Raw genomic sequence first — 20,278 nt, forward strand, 5'->3', positions numbered from 1 at the left:
GCCACATACGGCCCGTCTCCTTGTACGCCTACCAGATGCCTGTGTCGACATTTTCCCGGTCTTCGCGCGGAATCATTTCTTCTTTCAGCAACGTGTAAAGTGTTGCTGCCTCGTCTTTCTTTGTTGTGTCGAGCAATTTCTCAACTTTGACGGTAACCGTCTTATTGCCATACCGCACAGCTAGCTCATCACCGACCTTCACACTAGCACTCGATTTGGCTGCTTGCCCATTAATGGTAACCCGCCCCTGGTCACACACTTCTTTGGCAAGGGTGCGTCGCTTAACGAGACGCGACACCTTCAGATACTTATCCAGTCTCATTCCGCTTCCTCCTCTTTTTCTTCTTGTTTGGCTGCCTGCCATAACGCTTCCATCTCATCAAGTGTTACCTCTTCGAACGCTTTGCCCGCTTCCGCAAGGCTTTGCTCGATATAGGAGAATCGGGAATAAAATTTCTTATTCGTCAGTGCCAGCGCTTCCTCTGGATCAATCTTCATGAAGCGGGCAACGTTCACAATTGCGAATAACAAATCCCCCAGTTCCTCCCGCTGATGTTCCGGCGTTTCCGCCTCCTGCAGTTCCTGCCATTCTTCCTTCACTTTATCCAATACTTCCGCAAGCTTGTCCCAATCAAATCCAACCTGGGCCGCTTTCTTCTGGTATTTGTAAGCCTTCATCAGTGCAGGCAAGTCACGCGGTACACCATCTAGGCGGGATGCTACCAGGTCATCCCCCTTCTCTTTCTTCTCTTCTTTCTTAATCGCTTCCCAGTTCGCAAGGGCTTCTGCTTCATTACCTGCTTCCAACGTACCAAACACATGCGGATGACGACGAATCAACTTCTCATTTAGCCCGGCAATGACATCGTGTACGGTAAAATACCCGTCCTCTTCTGCCATCTGTGCATGCAGCATGATCTGAAGAAGCAGGTCTCCCATCTCTTCACACATCGCATCTGGATCATCATCGTCAATTGTTTCAAGTACTTCGTATGTTTCTTCAATCAGGTTTTTCCGAATCGATTCATGCGTCTGAGCACGGTCCCATGGACAGCCTTCCGGACTGCGTAAAGTCGCCACAATATCACGCAGACGAAAGAATTGTCGATTCAATGCTCGATCATCCTCGGTTGGTGGCACGTATACAGTCGTTAAGTTCGTATATGTATCAAGTCGGTCTAGCTCATACAGCGGCACGGTTGTAATCTGTTCTTGCCCGGCAATGCCCGCTGCTGTAACAACCGTTACCGGGTACTCATCCGGATATACCTCCATCATCGTCAGCTTTACATCAGACGCAACGAACGTATCATACACCTGACAGATCAATTGATGCATCGTCGGTTGTAATTGATGTTCACGTAAGTCTGTCGCATCAAGCAGCGCGAAACCCTCAACCGGATCAACTTTAAGCGCGGCAAATGCCGGGTCAAGGAAACTCTGCCCACCTTTTACTTCTACCTCTATGCCCCGTTCTGGCGCTTTAGCAAGCAAAAGCTGTACTGCCCGTTCCGCAACAAGTGGGTGACCTGGTACGGCATACGTAATAGTCGTGTATTCACTCGCAAGCTTTAGCAGGCGCTCACTAATCTCTTCATATACTTCTGGAAAATCATCATGCGCTTCGTATACAGAATCAAAACTTTCGAATGTAACCCCTTCTGCGGCTAATTCATCTACAACCGGGTGATGCGCTGTACGCAAATACAGATGTTCTGCTTCCTTAATTGCCCGGTACACACCGAGCGGCAGCCCTTCAAGGTTGCCGGCTCCAAGCCCGATAATAACCAGTTTCTTCATTAATAGTACACTCCTTTCCATACTCTCTATTCGTGAAGCAAACGCAGACGCTTAAGCAAAGGAACAAGTCTACGTCCTGCCTTTGTACTCTCTAGCTCAGATCGCGTTACCGTGCCCGATAGTAACAGCGATGCCGCGTACATCATTACCCCCACTCCTACAGCGAACAAGCTAACTGCTGTACAATACAGTCGTGGGGAAGAAATAAGCCCTGCCAGACTGTGCTCTGCCGCCTGCCGGGCAACAAATGCAGCAAGCGCCATCATACCAACAGCAGTAAACGGCTTCAGGAAAAATGAAACCAATCCGAATCTTACGCCAGTCAAAGACACCACAGCGTATACGTTCAATATTGTTGCAATCATATAGGAACAAACAGTGGACAGTGCTGCACCCACAATGCCAAACATCGGAATGAGCACAATATTAAGCCCCAATTTAATAAGCACGCCGATCAACAAGTTACGAACCGGTAGTATGACCTGCCCCATTCCCTGTAGAATCCCAGCGGATGTAATCCCAAGCGTTGAGAAGATCGTCGTAAACGCCAGAATAGTTAGCGCAGTCGTCCCATTTCCGTTCTCATACAGCATAACATTCACCGGACCTGCGACGATAGCAAGTCCAATCGAAGCAGGCAGCCCGAACAGGAACGTAAGACGCAATGCCAGTTCCGTACGTCCGGCAATCAGATGGTACTCTCTCCGTGCTGCTGCCTCCGCAATCGCTGGAACAATCGACAATGACAATGCTGTCGCAAAGAACGCCGCAAACTGTACAAGCGGCTGCCCCCGGTCGAATATCCCTTTTAATACATACGCCTCGTCTGATCCATATCCTCCCCGCATAAGCATACTCACAACCGAGAACGAATCAGCAAGCTGCATAAGTGGGAGCACGAGTGAACCCAGACAGATCGGAATCGCATAATAAAACAGCTTGCGAACAATCTCACGCACTGTGTCACTTTGCCCGGCCATTGCCCCGGCCTGCACCTGACCATACTGCCGCTGTCGATCCCGATTGTGCCGCCAGAACAACAGCATAATACAAAAAGCGAAGATCGCACCCGTAACTGCACCGAAGACCGCACCAGACCCGGCCAGATATACATCTCCGGTTGTCTTCATAAACCAGTACGATAAAATAATAATCGTTGTAACCCGAACGAACTGCTCTCCGATCTGTGACACAGCCGTCGGCACCATGTTATGATGCCCCTGGAAGTAACCTCGCATCGCTGCCATAATCGGTACGATTAGAAGTGCAAAGGAAACACTCCGAATTGGCTGCGTTAAGCGTACATCTCGCATAAGTGATGCAATCCACGGTGCCCCAGCCCATAACAGCACAAAAAACAGCAGTCCCGTTATACTCAACACGACAGCCGATACACGAAAAACACGTTTGGCTCCGTACACATCCCCAATCGCTAGCTTCTCTGCCACAAACTTGGAGATCGCAATCGGAAAGCCTGCGGTTGCCAGAATCAAAAGTGCACTATAGAGTGGATACACCTGTGTATATACATAATAGCCCAGGTCACCTGTAATATTTTGATACGGAATGCGATATACGACACCCAGCATCTTTGACAGCAAGGCCCCGGCCCCGAGTATGGCCGCCCCTTTTAAAAATGATGCCCCTTGATCCCTGGACATAGATTCCCCTCTCTCTTCCCGGTAAATTCCTGGTTATTATACCACAAAACCACTTTAGCTGAGGGCACCGCCAGAGCTTGCCCCCTGTTAGTAAGTTTATGCGTACCTTCTGTCTAACTTGTCTTCTTTTCGCAAAAGAAAAAAGCTTCCCGCCAGGATGAATCCTGTGGAAAGCTTTCTTTTTTACTGCTCCATCTGTTTGGCAAGAAAGCCTGCCGCAGTCTCTGCAAGCTTCACTTCCAGATCAGCCATTTTTACCTGATCCTCTTTTGTCAGGAGAATAACAGCGCCGATCGGGTCGCCCCCTGCGATAATTGGAGCAATGACATACGATGTATACGTCTCTTCATTGTCACGAATAATTTCGCAGGCACCCGTATTCGTTTGCAGGGTTACTTTGCGCTCCTCCATACACGATTCAATCATTTCACCGACTGGCTTATCCATATACTCTTTCTTCGAAGCCCCGGATACAGCGATGATTGTATCACGGTCGCTAATCAGCGTAATATGGTTCGTGCTTTCATAAAGAGAATCCGCATATTCCTTCGCAAAATCTCCGAGTTCGCCAATTGGCGAATATTTCTTCAGAATAACTTCCCCATCGCGATCAACGAAAATTTCGAGCGGATCGCCTTCCCGGATACGAAGCGTACGGCGAATTTCTTTCGGAATAACAACACGCCCCAGATCGTCGATACGGCGAACAATTCCAGTTGCTTTCATAAGTTCTTGATGCCTCGCTTTCTTGGAGTAATGACATGACTGCAACTTCTAGCTTGCTTGTAGTATTTATCCCCTGCTTGGAGAATATTCACCATACATACCGCAGTAAAGTGCAACCAATGAAAAAAACCGCTCTTTCTGAACGAAAAAGCGGTTTTTCTATTCTTTTCTTATTGATTAGCTGGTTTCGGAGCTTGTTCTGGCTGCACCGGTGCTTGTGGAACCGGAGTCTGTCCAGGTTGATTTGGTGTTTTCTGTTTTGGCTGCTCCTTAATCATAGTAGCCGGAATTTTTTCTTCTTTAATGATGCCCTTTAATTTATCCGTATAGAACTCATTTTCCTTCTGCTGTGCCAGCATGCGGGTGATATCTTTTTCCACCTTAGCATACGGCTCATCTGTGCGTTTCTCAACGCGCATAATGTGATAGCCGTATTCGGTTTGAATTGGGTCACTGATTTGGTTAAGCGGCAGCGTCATAGCGGCTTTGCGATATGCCTCCACTGTTTGTGCAAGCGGGAAGTCTTCCATCGTATGGTGATACAGGCCACCTGTTTCTTTGCTGCCCGGATCGTCTGTATTTTCTTTGGCCAACTTCGCAAAGTCTGCACCAGTACGCAGCTCTTTTACAAGCGCGTCCGCTTTTTTCTTCGCTTCTGCTTGTGATCGTTTTTCTGTCGAAATCAAAATCTGGCGTACATCAGCCGATGTCAGGAAGCCCTGAGCTTTTGCCTTCTCATATTCTTTCTTCTTATCCGCTTCTGGAATTTCGTTTGAGAAGTACGTAATCAGCTTAAGTTGGTTCAAGAAAAAGTCCTGTACATCTTTCTTTGCAACGTTATGCTCCTTGTAGTACTGCTCCAGGGTTTTCCCTTTCTCAAGCTGCGCTTTGGTCATCTCTTCGAACTGCTTGAAGTTCGCATCTGCTTCTTTCTTCATGTCATCTGTTTCTTTTACTTGGTCCGCAAAATGTGCCGTCATAATCTCATAATGAAGAACCGAGGTCAGCGCATCTTTATTTCCCGCTTTAATCGGCTGCTCAATACTAGGTTCAATTGTCTGAACGATCGCAATATAATTCTTGTACTGAGATTCTGTAATTACTTTATCATTATCGTATTTCGCTACCGTCACTTCTTGCTTTCCACATCCTGCAAGCAGGATTCCAGCTGCTAGCACACCTGTACCAATTAGGCGACCAGCCTGTTTAATTTGCCACATCTGCTGCTTCCTCACCTTCTGTTTTCTTTTTGGCTTCATTGAATTGTACAAAAAACATTTCCAGTTGTTCTACAATCTCTTCTGATTTTAACCCTTTTACCTTCAAACTGGCTACTACTTGTTGCCCCTGACGTGACAATGAGATGCGGCGCGACAACGAACCTTCCAAGTCATACAAAATACTCCAGTCCACTTCCGTTGTCTGATCTTCATGGAATGTCAGAAGAATAGCTTCTCCCTTCTGGGCAATCTCCACGATTCGGTTTTCACGCGCATATATACGCAGCTTAGCTACATGCAAAAGATTGATTACACTGTGTGGAATCGTACCAAATCGATCCATCAGCTCCTCTGTCAAATCATCAAGATCGCTAAATGAAGCCACGGCTGCAAATTTCTTATACATTTCGATTTTTTGTTTACCGTCCTGAATGTAATCAGACGGAATAAACGCATCAATGGTAATCGTAATCTCAGGGTGAACCTCTTCTTCTTTTTGCGGCTCCCCTTTAAGCTCTTCGATGGCATCCTTAAGCATCTGGCTATATAAATCAAAACCAACTGATGCGATAAAGCCATGCTGTTCAGCGCCAAGCAGGTTGCCCGCACCCCGAATGGACAAGTCACGCATTGCAATTTTAAAGCCAGAACCAAGTTCCGTGAATTCTTTAATCGCCTGTAGACGTTTCTCTGCTACTTCTGTCAGCACTTTATCACGCTGATACGTGAAATATGCATAGGCAATTCGATTGGAGCGTCCGACACGCCCCCGCAGCTGATACAACTGAGATAAGCCCATTCGGTCGGCACTTGTGACAATCAATGTGTTTACATTTGGAATATCAACACCGGTTTCAATAATCGTGGTACTAACCAGTACATCCGCTTCTCCTTCCAGAAAGCTGAGCATGACCGATTCGAGTTCCGTTTCACTCATTTGACCGTGAGCCACCACTACTTTCGCTTCCGGCACAAGCATTCGAATCTGCTCGGCCATCTGATCGATACCCTGTACTTGATTATATAAGAAATACACTTGACCTTCACGTGCAAGTTCGCGCTCAATTGCTTCCCGTACTAAACTTGCGCTATATTCCATTACGTACGTCTGCACCGGGAACCGATTCTCCGGCGGTGTCTCAATAACGGACAGGTCCCGCACACCGAGCATGGACATGTGAAGCGTACGTGGAATTGGTGTTGCCGTCAGTGTCAGTACATCGACGTTTGTTTTCAAGCGCTTCAGCTTTTCTTTATGCGTTACACCGAAGCGCTGCTCTTCATCCACAATAAGCAGACCAAGATCTTTAAATACAACATCCTTAGACAGCAGACGATGTGTCCCGATCACAACATCAACCGTTCCATCTTTCACACCTTTAAGCGTCTGCGTCTGTTCCTTGCGGGTACGAAAGCGGCTAATTACGGAGATCGTAACTGGATAGTCCGCAAAACGCTCTCGGAATGTCTCATAATGCTGCTGTGCCAGAATCGTGGTAGGCACAAGCACGGCTACTTGCTTGCCATCCATTACAGACTTAAAAGCAGCACGAATGGCCACCTCTGTCTTCCCATACCCCACATCTCCACACAGCAGGCGATCCATCGGACGGGGCATTTCCATATCTTCTTTTATCTCGTGAATCGTACGCAGCTGATCATCTGTCTCATCATACGGAAACATCGCTTCGAACTCGCGCATTTCTTCTCCATCTTTACTGAAGGCATAGCCTTTTGCCTGCTGACGCTCGGCATACAGTTTAATTAAGTCTTGCGCAATATCTTGAACGGATGCCCGTACTTTATTTTTAACTTTCTTCCAGTCTGTACCGCCAAGCTTATATACTTTCGGCTCTTTTTCTTCACTGCCGACATACTTTTGCACCTGATCGATCTGTTCAATCGGCACATACAGCTTATCATTGCCTGCGTACTTAATATGAAGGTAATCTTTATGAATCCCGTTAATATCAAGTGTCTCAATCCCGAGATACTTCCCAATCCCATGATTCACATGCACAACATAATCGCCAACCACAAGCTCTGTGTAGCTTTTGATCCGCTCGGCGTTGCTTAAGCTTTTACGAGTTTTGGACGCCTTACGTTGCTTTTGTGTGAATACTTCGCTTTCTGTAATCACAACAAGATGCTGCATCGGGAGCTCGAACCCGCTCTGTAGATTACCAAGCGTAATGACCGGATGCCTGCTTACTAGCGCCTTCTCCGGCTGAAGTACAATATCTGCTTCTATGTCATAATCGTGGAATACACGTTCGAGACGACGGGCGCGTTCCTCATCTGCTGCACAAAATATAACGGTCGTGTTCGATTTCTTCCAGCGCTCTAGCTCACCTTTTAGCACATTCATCTGACCATGGAAGTTCTGCATGGTTTTGCAAGTAAAGTTCACGATATTTTGTGGGCTTGTTTTCGGAACTTGTCGTAAGAATAGCGCAACATGCAAAATCGGGTGCTTTTTCGATGAAAGAATCTCTTCTATAGGATGAGATACCTCTACATCGGGAAGGAATTCTCCTTCCTGAATAAGTGCTATTTTCCATTCCGCTTCGTCTTTCTCCATCTGGGTCGCAGATTCTACAATACGAGACGGCTCATCCACAATAATCAAGGGCTGGCCACTCATATACTCTAGCAGTGTATGGTGCCCTGGATATAAAAACGAACTATATTTATAGATTCCAGTAAAAGTATGTCCCTGACGCAGCTGCTCGATTTCCCAACCGACCTTCTCCATAACAGATTCCTGCACCTGTTTTGCCTTAATCTTCGGAAGCGTCATTTTCATATGAGCTTCTACCTTCTCGGCAGCAGTAAGGAAAACATCACGTTCCCCAAACACTTCACGGGTCGGTCCGACTGTAATCTCCTGCAAATTCTCAATGGAACGCTGATTGCTACTATCAAATGTACGAATTGAATCAATTTCGGTATCAAATAGCTCAATCCGCACCGGATGCATCATATAAGCCGGAAAAATATCAATGATTCCACCACGCACACTCATCTCACCGCGTGTCTCTACCATTTCAACCCGCTCATACCCGAGTGCAATCATTCGCTCTAAAAAGCGTTCTCTGTCGATCTCTCCACCGACCGTAAACGTAATCTGGGCCTGGCGCCATTTCTCCACTGGCACTACAGAACGACGCACACCGGCATACGGCACAATCAAAATCCCACGCTTCCCACTTGAGAGCGCATTCAACACCTCAAGTCGCTGACTAAGCGTTTCCGGGCTTGAAATCGCCACTTCAGAGAGAACCATTTCATTTGCAGGATACAGCCACAACTCTTCTCCTGGTACGAATTGGCTTAAATCATCATGTACTTTTTGTGCCTGATACATGTTGTGCGTGACAATGACAAGTGGCCGCCCTATCTTTTGATATAGCGCAGCAAAAAACACCTGACGCGCTGAGCCGCTGAGTCCTGATGCGAGCTGCTCACGCAATCCTCTTTCATATCCATTAACGATGGTTGCAAACTCATCATCATGCATAAAGGTCTCTAGTAGACCTTTCATATCTCGTTCCTCCTCTCCGCATAGTCCCTACCATACAAAAAGAAGCCTTAGCGCAAAAGCCAAGGCCTTATCTGCGTTTATTGCAGAGGATATGCAAGCTCTGGATAGCGCTCAATCGCTTCACTGCAAAATTCGCATGTGACACTGGCTATCATATCCCCGTTCGCTTCATAGCTAATTATATGTTTCCTCTCTGCCTCGGTCAAGGAATCAAAGCCCAGGCGCTGCTCTGTGGCTTCTGGATGTGTAATAACAGCATGAATAGCAGTACAATGCGGACAAATATAGCGTATGGTCATACGTATGCCTCCAGAAAGAATCATATTCTTAATCCTATTCTGTCCAGAAGCGATTTGTGCCATACTTACCCATTGTACTGGTTCATTACGCGCAGGAACGAAATCTCTGTCCATGCTTTTGATGCATCTGCGGCTCGTTTGACAGCCTCTTCAACGTCTGCTTTCTGCTCCGACGGGAATGTACCGAGAACATAATCAACGACTTTGCGTCCAGGCTCAGGACGATCAATCCCCACCTTAATGCGTTTGAACTCTTGCGTCCCCAGATGGGCAATCAATGACTTAATGCCATTATGTCCGCCTGCACTCCCTTTCGTACGAAGACGAATTTTACCACAGGGTAGATCAAGATCATCATAAATCACCAGTAAGTCTTCTTCAGGATCAAGTTTGTAAAAATTCAGCAAGGGTGCCACACATTCACCGGATAAATTCATATACGTCAGCGGCTTGACGAGGATGACCTTCTCACTTCCTACACGCCCTTCTCCAATCAGTCCCTTAAACTTACCTTGATTCAGCGTAATTCCCCATTCATCTGCTAAACAATCAATCGCCCAGAAACCTACATTATGTCGTGTCATCTCATATTCACGACCTGGATTACCCAATCCTACAATAACTTTCATATGTTATCCTCCATTATAAAAAAGCGCACCCGCTCAGGATGCGCTTTTCTTGCATTCAATTAGTCAAACAGCTTACTTACTGACAGTTCTTCATGGACGCGAATAATCGCTTCCCCAATAATCGGCGCAACCGAAAGTGCCTTGATTTTTTCACTCTGTTTTTCCGGTCCGAGCGGAATCGTGTTCGTTACAATCAATTCTTTGATGCTTGAGTTCTCAATACGCTCGATGGCTGGACCAGACAGTACAGGGTGTGTACAGCACGCATACACAGCTTTTGCTCCAGCTTCCATCAATGCATTCGCAGCCAGTGTAATCGTACCTGCTGTATCGATGATGTCATCGATGATGATCGCTGTTCTGCCTTCAATGTTACCTACGATATTCATAACTTCTGCCACGTTCGGTTCCGGGCGGCGTTTATCGATAATCGCAATTGGTGCTTCCAGGCGTTCAGCCAGTTTCCGCGCACGTGTTACACCACCATGATCAGGCGATACAACCACAATATCTTCCAAATTTTTCTCTGCAAAATGCTGACCAAGAATCGGAACACCAAGCAGGTGATCAACCGGAATATCGAAGAAACCTTGAATTTGAGTGGCATGGAGGTCCATAGTAATGACACGATGTGCCCCAGCTGTTTCAATCAAGTTCGCTACCAGCTTCGCTGTGATCGGATCACGAGCGCGAGCTTTACGATCTTGACGAGCATATCCATAATATGGAATAACAACGTTGATGCTTTTAGCAGATGCACGTTTTAATGCATCCACCATAACGAGCAGCTCCATTAGGTGCTCATTAACCGGTGCACTTGTGGACTGAATGACGAATACGTCCGCACCGCGAACACTTTCGTTTAGCTTAATCTGTACTTCCCCGTCACTAAAATGGATAACCTGTGCATTTCCCATCGGAAGACCAATATGATCTACGATTTCTTTTGCCAGAGCCGGGTTTGCATTACACGTAAAGACTTTCAACTTCGGGTCGCGATAATTCGCCATACTGCTCTATAACCTCCATACTCTCTATACTTATTTCTTTATAATTTTGCTTGCATAATTTTCTTTGTTCGTCTGACGTGTACGAGCGATAGCAAGTGCACCATCGGGAACATCCTGATTAATTGTGGAACCCGCAGCAATATATGCTCCTTCTCCCACTGTGACAGGCGCTACCAGATTGGTATTACAGCCAACGAAAGAACCGTCTTTTACAACCGTCTTATACTTCTTCACGCCATCATAATTCACCGTTACTGTACCGCATCCAACATTTACATCAGCACCGATCTCCGCATCTCCAAGATAAGTAAGATGTGAAACTTTGCTGCCTTTGCCAAGTGTCGTATTTTTCAGTTCGACGAAATCGCCAACCTTAGCACCCTCGCCTACATGTGAGTTCGGGCGCACATACGCAAATGGTCCAACCGTTGCATCGCTGTCAATGCGGCTGTCCATTAATACCGACTGCTTAATGTGAACGCGATCTCCTACTTCACAATTCATAAGTTGTGAGTTCGGTCCAATTATACAATCTTCCCCGATGACCGTACCGGCTCCAATCAACGTACCCGGGTAAATCACAGTATCCCGACCAATTACTACATTCGTCTCGATATACGTATTCTGTGGATCAATAAGGGTCACACCTGCACGCATATGAGCTTCCAGAATTCGGATGCGCATCATCGCTTCCGCTTTTGCAAGCGCTACACGATCATTCACCCCAATGGTGACTTCATCTGTAACAGATGCTTCAATGCTTTGACCGTCCTTCTGTAGAATTTCAATTACATCAGTCAGGTAAAATTCACCTTGGGCATTTTTATTATCTACTTTCTTCAGTGCCGCGAACAACTTTTGGTTATCAAAGCAATATGTTCCCGTGTTAATCTCCTGAACACGCTGCTCTTCTTCATTCGCATCTTTCTGCTCTACAATACGCTCCACTTGTCCGTGTGCATTACGAATAATACGTCCGTACCCGGTTGGATTGTCCATAATCCGGGTTAGAATCGTTCCGGCAGCTCCGCTCGCTTCATGGTCTGCTGTAAGCTTTGCTAATGTATCCGCGCTAATGAGAGGCTCGTCTCCGGAAAGCACAAGGGTAGTCCCCGGCGCATCTTCCAAGAGAGGGGCAACCTGCATAACTGCGTGTGCTGTTCCGAGCTGCTGCTCCTGCATGACATACTCAACATGCGTGCCAAGCTGCTCCTGTACTTTCTCCGCTCCATGCCCAACCACTACAACAATGCGGTTTGCGTTCAGCTCTTGCAGGTTATCCACAACGTGCTGAACCATCGGCTTGCCGCAAACGGGGTGCAGCACTTTGTACAGCTTCGATTTCATTCGTGTGCCCTGTCCGGCAGCTAATACGACCGCAAATTTATCTGACATAGTACCCTCCCGTTTCGAATAAGTTCCACAATGACTATATCTTAATTACAACTTGATTTCAAGGCAAAAGAAAAAGAGGCCCTCTATATAAGGCCCCTTTGTTTGCAGCTGTTTTTACGCGCCCTCTTCTACGAGTTCTTCACTCTCTGTGACTTCCCCTACACGTTCGTATTCAGCCAGTACAGCGGCTTGAATCTTTTCGCGAGTAGACGAAGAGATTGGATGCGCGATGTCGCGGAATTCCCCTTCTGGCGTACGTTTGCTCGGCATTGCCACAAACATACCGTTGTTACCATCGATAACGCGGATGTCATGAACCACGAATTCATTATCGATCGTAATGGAACAGATCGCTTTCATGCGTCCATCTGTGTTGACGCGGCGGAGTCTTACGTCCGTCACTTCCATGTCTGCTCACCACCTTTTTCCAATTATCAAAAGCTTGATAACTGTAATTCCACTAAAGGTGGTGAAAATCCTTCCACAATTCCGAAAAAAAATCAATTTTTTATAAAATTTGGATTTTTACCTACTGACATGGTAGTTATCTAGCCACAGAAGCAACTAATTCGATCTCGATTCCCACATCTTTTGGAAGGCGAGCTACTTCTACGAGGGAACGGGCCGGGCGATGCTCATTGAAATACTGGCCGTATACTTCATTAATTGTTCCGAAGTCCTCAATATTTTTAACAAAAACTGTTACTTTTACAACATCATTTAGCGTCGCGCCAGCCGCTGCCAGCACTTCTTTCAGATTCGCAAACACTTGATGCGTCTGAGCCGTAATATCACCAGCTACAAGCTCCCCTTCTGCTGTCAACGGAATCTGTCCTGATGTAAAAATCAGGTCCCCTGCTTTAATTGCCTGTGAATACGGTCCGATAGCCGCTGGTGCTTTTGTGGTTGAGATGGATTGCATCATACATAAATCGCTCCTTACTTGATTTATTATACAAATCGATTTCCAAGTTCAAGCTTAATTTCTTTATCTCGTATATCCATTTCTTTCATCTTTAGCAGCGAAACATACTCATCTACTAACCGTTCTTCCACATCTGACGTCTCCATCAGCACACCGACCCCTACAACCTGGGCCTTAAATTCTGCAAGCAGGTCGATCATTCCCTGAATCGTACCGCCGGCTTTCATGAAGTCATCAATAATGAGGACCTTAGAATTCTCAGGCAGACTGCGACGTGCCAGTGACATCGTCTGGATTCGTTTGCTGGACCCGGATACATAGTTAATACTTACGACCGAACCATCGGTCACCTTGCTATAACGGCGCACGATCACCACCGGTACATTCAGGTATGCAGCCGCCGCATAAGCGAGCGGAATTCCCTTTGTTTCCACTGTCATTACATAATCTGCTTCCGCGTCGGCAAAAATAGAAGCAAATACTTTGCCAATTTCCGCAAGTGCTTCCGGGTCACCAAGCAAATCAGCCATATACAAATAGCCACCTGGGAGCAAGCGTCCTGGTCCTTCTAACTTTTCTTTTAGCTTATTTACAGCTTTGCAGGCTACTTCTTTATTCATTTGTGGAATATATTTCACACCGCCTGCCGCTCCGGCTACTGTCTTCAGCAACCCAATCCCTTCTGTCTCGAATAACTCTTTGATGATGGATAAATCTTCACTAATAGAAGATTTGGCCGCTCCATACTGTTCCGCAAAGTATGTTAATGGGATCAACTTATGCGGGCGAGCAAGTAGGTGCTGCGTCATATCAACGAGGCGGGCACTTCTGCGCAATTTATTCATTCTTGTTCCTCCGTATCAAAAAACCGAATATTATGAAGTGAATATACCACTTTTGTACGGAATTACGCAAGTGCTACCCGTTATTTTCCCCGAGAATCCGAACGGCATATACTTCCTTACAAAACCCGCGAAGTCCGTTATAAATGCGATTCATACGGGACTCCCGATCCGTTAATGCAAAAACCGTGGGTCCACTTCCAGACATCAATACCCCGTCCGCTCCAAAGCGGCGCATACGCTCTTTAATCTGTTGTACCTGCGGATGCATCGCAAGCGTAACTGACTCCAGATGATTGCCTAGCGCACGACAAATCCCTGAAAAATTCTGTTCGGCAATCGCCTTCATCATCTGTTCCGAGCGACATCCATCCGTTAATTCCGATACTTTAAGCGCTCCGTACACTTCTGCAGTCGAGACCCCGATCGGAGGCTTGGCAAGAATAACCCAGCACGGTGGGGGAGATGGGAGCTTCTCAATTTTTTCTCCTCGCCCACGAGCAAGTGCCGTTCCTCCATATACACAGAATGAGACATCCGAACCGATACGCGATCCAAGATCAGCCATTGTCTCCAGGCTCATCCCTAAGTTCCATAGGCGGTTTAATCCGCGAATGGTAGCAGCTGCATCACTGCTGCCGCCTGCAAGCCCCGCCGCAATCGGAATCTGCTTATCAATATGAATATGCACACCCTGCTGGATACCGAACTGCTCTTTGATCAGGCGTGCAGCCTGATAGACATGATTGCGTTCATCAAGCGGCAGGTAGCTTACTGTGCAATCCAGCACAATCCGATCTTCTGCCAGTGTCGTAATCGTCAAACGGTCTGCAAGATCGATTGTTGTCATGACCATTTCAATTTCATGATATCCATCCGGACGTCGCGCTAACACATCAAGTGTCAGATTGATTTTAGCCGGAGCTTTTACCATAAGGCGTGCTTCTTTCACCTGGATTTTCTTCCCTTCCATATTCATGCTTTGCTTATTTTAGCATTAATACGGAACAGGTCGCAATGTGTATAGAAATGACCGGGCCATTGCCCGGTCATAGTGGGGAAGAATTTTATCGATCAGGATTTTTGTTTTGCGAGCGCTTCTTCGGCCAACTGGATGGCACGCTTCACCATGTTCCCGGCATCCCGGGTTGTGATCCCGCCCCATCCCTCTTTTTGTACCGTATCATAAAAGCCTAAATCCTTTGCTAATTCAGTCTTGAACTGCTCGGACATTATGCCTCTTCTGCGTCCCATCAAATACAGCCTCCTTTTGATTCCTTCCCTGTATATGTAGTATGCCCCGAACAAAATAAAAACAGCAGGATAAAATCTCCTACTGTTCAAGGGCAATACGGATGTTTTCGTCACTGCGGCAAATCATGAGTTCTACTGTTTCAGTAAGCACATCTGCATAGCTGTAGGAAACGCGTTCAAACGAATGCTTGTCCTCATCCAGCTTAACAATAAATACGGATGGATATGTCTCTTCGAGTACACCCATCCTCTCCACGGTCTTGCGACGGCCACCGTTCGCACGAAGCAATATGCGTTCTCCGATGTGGCTATCCAAACTACGTTTTATATCCTGTAACGTATTTCTCGCCATTCAGACCACCTCACTACGTATAATTATACCATCACCTTTTTATTATGTCAAATAAATCGATAATTATAGCAGGGATAATTATAATATGTCAATAATATTTTTCCCGGCAATCTCAAACAAAACTGAAAAATCAAAAAAAGAGCTCGCTATACGAGCCCTACGCTTCTCCTACCTGGGATCTGAGGTTTTTCGGAATACCGAGACGAAAGCACCCGCGGGTTTCAATCCCGCCCACTCCTTCAATTCCTGTAATCGTATGTTTCACCATGTCGTATACACTCACTGGCCGCTGAATGGATGTATAGGCTACCTGCTCCGCTATGTATACAGGATCCAGTGTATGAATATTAATACGCTTCGGTGAACTAGCAAAGTTAGCCCCGGCACTCAGAATCGCTTCGAAATGAGACTGGCACGCACCCGCAAAAATCACAAGGCTATCTTTGCACTGCTGGAATATACGAGCCTTTCCCACTGCCTCTACAAAAAAGCGGGAATGACGGTAGTTATTCAGATCATCAGCCGATCCCCGTCGCGATTGATAGGCATCATGTCCGGTCAGTACCAGAATGTCCGGACGGTGCTTCTCTAAGAGCGGGATAACGTGCACAGGAAATTCTCTTTCCGGCAAATAATACCCATCCGCAGGCACTTTCATTTCCGCGTATACGGCAAGACACTTACGAAGATAATTCCGATCCCCGTCGAGATGTAGCACCCGACCCGGCCAGTCAAATGACCCTCCCATCTCCCCCGTATGATTAATCTGCCGCCATACATTCTGCTCCCGTGCCCCCGGTCGCGTCTGCTGAATCATCCGCATCGCCTCTTCATGCTTCCGGCGGCATACCTCACGCAGCCGCTCTTCCTGTTCCGGATCGACTTTTATGAGATCAGCAAGCGGTGCATCAGCAAGCAGTCGGAAGTCTACCCCGATAAGAGAACACATCTTGCCGTCCTGCTGGATATCAATGATTTGAAATAACACGTCTCCCCCGTACGATTTACGCACGACCCGATCACCAATCTGCAAACTATTGGCCATAAAAAAACCCTCCTTTCTGCTCCATCGTATGCAGAGCGGAAAAAAGGGTTCTTGCCCGGCAGTTGCCGGGTACACACTATGAGATCAAGTTGCTAATACGAGCAAACTCTTCAAGGGACAGCGTTTCCCCACGCCGCGCCGGGTCAATGCCGGCTTCCTCCAACATCGCCAGCATCTCTTCTTTGCGGTCTTTCCCAAATAAATTGTTCATCAAATTATTAGATAGTGTTTTACGGCGCTGAGCAAAGCTCGCTTTTACAACACGGTAAAACATCTTCTCACTTTTCACTTCCACAGCTGGCTTCTGTCGAATGCGCAGACGAAGCACGGCTGAATCCACATTTGGCTGTGGAATAAAGACCGTATGCGGCACAATCGTGACGATATCTGCCTCGGCATAAAACTGTGCCAGTACACTCAATGCCCCATACGCTTTTGTGCCTGGCTTGGCAGAGATACGTTCTGCTACTTCTTTTTGAATCATGACGACAATATTCTCAAGCGGCAGACGCTCTTCTAATAGCTTCATCAAAATCGCGCTCGTTACATAGTATGGTAAGTTCGCCACTACACTGACAGAAGATTGTTCCGTGAACGTATCACGAATAAGCGTTGCTACATCCATCTCCAGTACATCCCCATGCACAACTTCCGCATGCGGATACGGAGAAAGCGTGTCTGCAAGGATCGGCAGCAGCCGCTGGTCAATCTCAATCGCGGCGACTTTGCCTGCCTGCCGGGCTAGCTGCTCCGTAAGCGCACCAATTCCCGGTCCGATCTCAATAACACCTTTTTCCTTTGTCAGCTCAGCCGCTCCGACAATTTTACTTAAAATATTCAGGTCGATCAAAAAATTCTGCCCTAGGCTTTTCTTAAAAGAAAAGCCGTACTTCTGCAAAATTTCTTTCGTCCGCTTGGGTGTTGCAATATCTCGCGTGTCCATTTCGTCTACTCCTCCTGTGCCTCCACCCAGGCCAGTGCATGGGCGAACTCCTCCCGCGTAATCTGCAGCATTAAAATACGCTTGTGAAGCTGATTGGCGTTTGCATAGCCGACCCCAAGCTTCTCCCCAAGCTTCGTACGCCTTTCTTTCGCGCGTGCGCCCCCAACGAGTCCGGCATCAATCATATCATTCATCGTAATGAGCTCCGCAGGCGCCTCTGCTTCCGTACGAACCGATGCAAGGGCTTCACGAATCACCTCAGGCGTCGCATATTCGACTCCGAGATTGCGTTTCCCTTTCCCATCCGCTTTTGTAATAAAAGCATGCTTACAACCCGGTACCTTCTGACTGATAATTTTACGAATGCGCTCCCCTTGAAAATCCGGGTCCGTAAACACAATCACTCCCCGTGCCTTCTGAGCGCGGGCAATCCGCTCAATCACCCAGGGAGGAATGGCAGAGCCACCCGTTTCAATTGTATCCGCATCTACCGCACGTCTAATTGCGGTTGTATCTGACTTACCTTCTACCACAATAATCTCTTTTATTCTCATCGTAAAATCCTCACTATGTATAAAAGGACAGGAGGACACTTGTCCCCCTGCCTTATCATACCGTTAATTTGGTTTATTCGGGCCAATAATATACACTTTTCGATGCTGCACACCAAAATCCTCTGCCTCTTTGGAAGATGCGAAGAACAGGTCCATGCGGTTGCCTTTAATCTTTCCGCCTGTATCCTCTGCCTTCCGAAAACCGTACCCTTCAATATAAACCCACCATCCAAGCGGTACAACGCTCGGGTCTACGGCCACTGTTCGACCTTCCGTCGCCACTGTGCCTGTACGTGTATCCGCATATTCCGGATCTGAACCCGGCGAGTAGGCGGTCATCCGCACATTCAGTGTTTTACGTGGTGTAAAGCTTCCGTCTTCCTCTGCTATTCGCTCTGCGCGGCGTGTTGCTTCCGCACTGCGAGAAGCCAATGCAGGACGCGCCGTACCGACAGCTACGATATGATCTTTCCAGTCTTTCGTCACTTCATGGTCAATGAGCTTGCGCGAAGTCGGTTGACCATTCGTGTAGACGACCTCATATCGATCGACAATTGTACCATTCTGGCCTTCCTGAATGACTTTCTCCTGTCCTTCAGGCAGCGTGCTATCTTCACGCTTTTTTGTATTGAAGGCTACCGTTTTCTCTTCTGCCACAACTTTTTTCTCGATACGGGTTATCGTAATCGTATCATTTGCTTGTACATTAGCGGTAAGTGCCGGGGTAACCTTGTCCAGCTGACCAAGTGTAATATGCTGCTCACCCAGAATATCCTTAACGCTACACAACGAAGTAGTCACTTTCTTTTTCTGCCCTGCGATATCGAGCGTAACCGGAATCGCCTTGGAATAATAGACATGCATCCCATCTGCAAGTGGTGTCGTCACAGAAGGTGTTATATGATCGGATGGTCCGGGCGTAATACCACGCTCCGTCAAAAATTCTCCAAGTGTATCCGCCTTTGTGGTGGCGGCTTCGACTTGTCCATCATGGACAAATCGGATCGATTTTGTCGGCCACACATTCATGATAAGCACAAGACTTATGACAACAAACACGACAATAGTGGTGAGAAGAATGGCTCGAACATTCTTCTGAAAACCTGACTTACTACTGCTTTGCTTCAAAGTCTATCTGCCTCCTTACGTGGTCGAGAGCCATTGTATGCGATTATGCAAAACGTTGTCAAACCAGTTTTTTACATAACGTTTTACAATTCTCGCAAAAACTCAATGATTATTTTGACCCAATTAATCTCTCGACCGTTGATACGACTGGGGTAAGGAGGTAGGTATAATTTCACATGCGCATTAAATCTGGAATAATTTTTTAGCGTTAGCTGTCGTAATTTGTGCCATTTCCACTACCGAAATATTCTTTAATTCAGCAATCTTCTCAGCTACATATCGTACATATCCACTCTCATTTCGTTTTCCTCGATATGGTTCAGGAGTAAGATATGGGCAGTCTGTTTCAATCAAAAGACGATCCAGTGGAACCGCTTCCGCTACCTCTTTTGGTTTTTTGGCATTCTTGAATGTAACCGGTCCACCAAGTGAGATATAGAAGTTCATTTTGATGCACTGCTCAGCCATTTCTGGACTACCGGAGAAACAATGCATGATGCCGCCGACTTCCTCGGCTTTTTCTTCTTGCAAGATATCCAGAATATCCTGATGAGCTTCCCGGTCATGAATGATAATCGGCAGTTTCAACTTTTTTGCCAGTCTAATTTGTTTACGGAATACGTCATGCTGTACATCTTTTGGTGACGTATCCCAGTAATAATCAAGCCCGATCTCACCAATTCCGACCACTTTCTTCTCCTCAGTAGCCAGCTTCTCAATCCAGATAAGATCGTCGTCGGTCATTGTGATCGCGTCCTGCGGATGCCATCCAATTGCTGTATAAATAAAATCATATTGACGGGCTAATTCGAGAGACGATTCAATCGTCTCTCGGTTGTACCCGATGTTGCAAATATACGAAACACCGTTTGCTTGCGCTCGGGCAATGACTTCTTCTCGGTCTTCGTTAAACTTTTCATCATTCAAGTGCGCATGTGTATCAAACAGCAT

General features: G+C 46.8%; 21 protein-coding genes. All 21 read right to left on the reverse strand.

Features of this window, described 5'->3' with window-relative positions; translation table 11 throughout:
- Window positions 1-28 precede the first annotated feature (28 nt).
- Window positions 29-322: an RNA-binding S4 domain-containing protein gene (locus PO771_RS18955; protein ID WP_096463254.1), complete on the reverse strand. Its 294-nt coding sequence runs from the start codon at window positions 320-322 to the stop codon at window positions 29-31.
- Window positions 319-1,800, reverse strand: coding sequence for a bifunctional methyltransferase/pyrophosphohydrolase YabN (gene yabN, locus PO771_RS18960; RefSeq protein WP_272561178.1), 1,482 nt, complete (start codon window positions 1,798-1,800; stop codon window positions 319-321). Before yabN ends, PO771_RS18955 begins: the two co-directional genes overlap by 4 nt.
- Before the next feature lie 26 nt (window positions 1,801-1,826).
- The gene (locus tag PO771_RS18965; protein WP_272561179.1) at window positions 1,827-3,461 is read right to left on the reverse strand and encodes a putative polysaccharide biosynthesis protein; all 1,635 of its coding nucleotides are present in this window, start codon (window positions 3,459-3,461) and stop codon (window positions 1,827-1,829) included.
- A 183-nt stretch (window positions 3,462-3,644) separates the two neighbouring features.
- Window positions 3,645-4,187, reverse strand: coding sequence for a stage V sporulation protein T (gene spoVT, locus PO771_RS18970; protein ID WP_272561181.1), 543 nt, complete (start codon window positions 4,185-4,187; stop codon window positions 3,645-3,647).
- Between the two features lie 170 nt (window positions 4,188-4,357).
- Entirely contained in the window at window positions 4,358-5,407 is a 1,050-nt protein-coding gene (locus PO771_RS18975) for a peptidylprolyl isomerase (RefSeq protein WP_272561182.1), read from the reverse strand.
- Window positions 5,394-8,951, reverse strand: coding sequence for a transcription-repair coupling factor (gene mfd / locus PO771_RS18980; protein WP_272561183.1), 3,558 nt, complete (start codon window positions 8,949-8,951; stop codon window positions 5,394-5,396). Before mfd ends, PO771_RS18975 begins: the two co-directional genes overlap by 14 nt.
- Window positions 8,952-9,028: 77 nt before the next feature.
- A complete protein-coding gene (locus tag PO771_RS18985) occupies window positions 9,029-9,250 on the reverse strand; it encodes an anti-sigma-F factor Fin (RefSeq protein ID WP_272561185.1) in 222 nt (73 codons plus the stop codon).
- Between the two features lie 65 nt (window positions 9,251-9,315).
- Entirely contained in the window at window positions 9,316-9,879 is a 564-nt protein-coding gene (pth, locus tag PO771_RS18990; RefSeq protein ID WP_272561186.1) for an aminoacyl-tRNA hydrolase, read from the reverse strand.
- 59 nt (window positions 9,880-9,938) lie between these two features.
- On the reverse strand, window positions 9,939-10,889 hold the full coding sequence (locus tag PO771_RS18995; RefSeq protein WP_272561187.1) for a ribose-phosphate diphosphokinase: 951 nt from the start codon (window positions 10,887-10,889) through the stop codon (window positions 9,939-9,941).
- A gap of 30 nt (window positions 10,890-10,919) precedes the next feature.
- Window positions 10,920-12,284, reverse strand: a complete 1,365-nt coding sequence (gene glmU, locus PO771_RS19000) for a bifunctional UDP-N-acetylglucosamine diphosphorylase/glucosamine-1-phosphate N-acetyltransferase GlmU (RefSeq protein WP_272561188.1) — start codon at window positions 12,282-12,284, stop codon at window positions 10,920-10,922.
- 114 nt (window positions 12,285-12,398) lie between these two features.
- On the reverse strand, window positions 12,399-12,692 hold the full coding sequence (spoVG, locus tag PO771_RS19005) for a septation regulator SpoVG (protein ID WP_272561189.1): 294 nt from the start codon (window positions 12,690-12,692) through the stop codon (window positions 12,399-12,401).
- Window positions 12,693-12,828: 136 nt separating this feature from the next.
- Window positions 12,829-13,206: a RidA family protein gene (locus PO771_RS19010; protein WP_272563221.1), complete on the reverse strand. Its 378-nt coding sequence runs from the start codon at window positions 13,204-13,206 to the stop codon at window positions 12,829-12,831.
- Between the two features lie 29 nt (window positions 13,207-13,235).
- Complete coding sequence (gene purR / locus PO771_RS19015) at window positions 13,236-14,054, reverse strand: pur operon repressor (RefSeq protein ID WP_272561190.1); 819 nt, start codon at window positions 14,052-14,054, stop codon at window positions 13,236-13,238.
- A 73-nt stretch (window positions 14,055-14,127) separates the two neighbouring features.
- The gene (gene ispE, locus PO771_RS19020) at window positions 14,128-15,024 is read right to left on the reverse strand and encodes a 4-(cytidine 5'-diphospho)-2-C-methyl-D-erythritol kinase (protein WP_422664968.1); all 897 of its coding nucleotides are present in this window, start codon (window positions 15,022-15,024) and stop codon (window positions 14,128-14,130) included.
- Window positions 15,025-15,125: 101 nt separating this feature from the next.
- The gene (locus PO771_RS19025; protein ID WP_272561192.1) at window positions 15,126-15,305 is read right to left on the reverse strand and encodes a small, acid-soluble spore protein, alpha/beta type; all 180 of its coding nucleotides are present in this window, start codon (window positions 15,303-15,305) and stop codon (window positions 15,126-15,128) included.
- Window positions 15,306-15,384: 79 nt separating this feature from the next.
- Complete coding sequence (gene veg / locus PO771_RS19030) at window positions 15,385-15,657, reverse strand: biofilm formation stimulator Veg (protein ID WP_096463269.1); 273 nt, start codon at window positions 15,655-15,657, stop codon at window positions 15,385-15,387.
- A 157-nt stretch (window positions 15,658-15,814) separates the two neighbouring features.
- Complete coding sequence (gene yabG, locus PO771_RS19035) at window positions 15,815-16,702, reverse strand: sporulation peptidase YabG (protein WP_272561194.1); 888 nt, start codon at window positions 16,700-16,702, stop codon at window positions 15,815-15,817.
- A 76-nt stretch (window positions 16,703-16,778) separates the two neighbouring features.
- Window positions 16,779-17,645 (reverse strand): 16S rRNA (adenine(1518)-N(6)/adenine(1519)-N(6))-dimethyltransferase RsmA, encoded by an 867-nt coding sequence (gene rsmA / locus PO771_RS19040; protein ID WP_272561195.1) that lies wholly within the window; start codon window positions 17,643-17,645, stop codon window positions 16,779-16,781.
- A gap of 5 nt (window positions 17,646-17,650) precedes the next feature.
- Entirely contained in the window at window positions 17,651-18,199 is a 549-nt protein-coding gene (gene rnmV, locus PO771_RS19045; protein ID WP_272561196.1) for a ribonuclease M5, read from the reverse strand.
- A gap of 63 nt (window positions 18,200-18,262) precedes the next feature.
- Window positions 18,263-19,327, reverse strand: coding sequence for a resuscitation-promoting factor (locus tag PO771_RS19050; RefSeq protein ID WP_272561197.1), 1,065 nt, complete (start codon window positions 19,325-19,327; stop codon window positions 18,263-18,265).
- A 183-nt stretch (window positions 19,328-19,510) separates the two neighbouring features.
- Entirely contained in the window at window positions 19,511-20,278 is a 768-nt protein-coding gene (locus tag PO771_RS19055; protein ID WP_272561198.1) for a TatD family hydrolase, read from the reverse strand.

The sequence above is a fragment of the Aneurinibacillus uraniidurans genome (assembly GCF_028471905.1).
In the GTDB taxonomy this organism is placed as follows: domain Bacteria; phylum Bacillota; class Bacilli; order Aneurinibacillales; family Aneurinibacillaceae; genus Aneurinibacillus; species Aneurinibacillus uraniidurans.